General features: G+C 66.1%; 1 rRNA gene. It reads left to right on the top strand.

Features of this window, described 5'->3' with window-relative positions:
• A 16S ribosomal RNA gene (locus F8C90_RS10805) occupies window positions 1–539 on the top strand; the annotation flags it as partial.
• Between the last annotated feature and the right edge of the window lie 36 nt (window positions 540–575).

The raw sequence follows: 575 nt of genomic DNA on the forward strand, positions 1-575 counted from the left end.
TGAAGCGGCGGAGACGCCGTGGCCGAGAGGAGCCCGGACAGGTGGTGCATGGCTGTCGTCAGCTCGTGCCGTGAGGTGTTGGGTTAAGTCCCGCAACGAGCGCAACCCCCGTCGCGTGTTGCCAGCAATTCGGTTGGGCACTCGCGCGAGACTGCCGGCGTCAAGCCGGAGGAAGGTGGGGACGACGTCAAGTCATCATGCCCCTTATGCCCTGGGCTGCACACGTGCTACAATGGCCGGCACAACGGGTTGCGACCCCGCGAGGGGGAGCGGATCCCTCAAAGCCGGCCCCAGTTCGGACCGCAGGCTGCAACCCGCCTGCGCGAAGCCGGAGTTGCTAGTAATCGCGGATCAGCACGCCGCGGTGAATACGTTCCCGGGCCTTGTACACACCGCCCGTCACACCACCCGAGTCGTCTGCACCCGAAGCCGCCGGCCGAACCCTTCTAGGGGCGGAGGCGTCGAAGGTGTGGAGGGTGAGGGGGGTGAAGTCGTAACAAGGTAGCCGTACCGGAAGGTGCGGCTGGATCACCTCCTTTCTAGGGAGAGCATCTTGCAGGGGCCCGCGCGCATCC

It is taken from the genome of Ellagibacter isourolithinifaciens (assembly GCF_008831035.1).
Taxonomy (GTDB): Bacteria; Actinomycetota; Coriobacteriia; order Coriobacteriales; family Eggerthellaceae; genus Ellagibacter; species Ellagibacter isourolithinifaciens.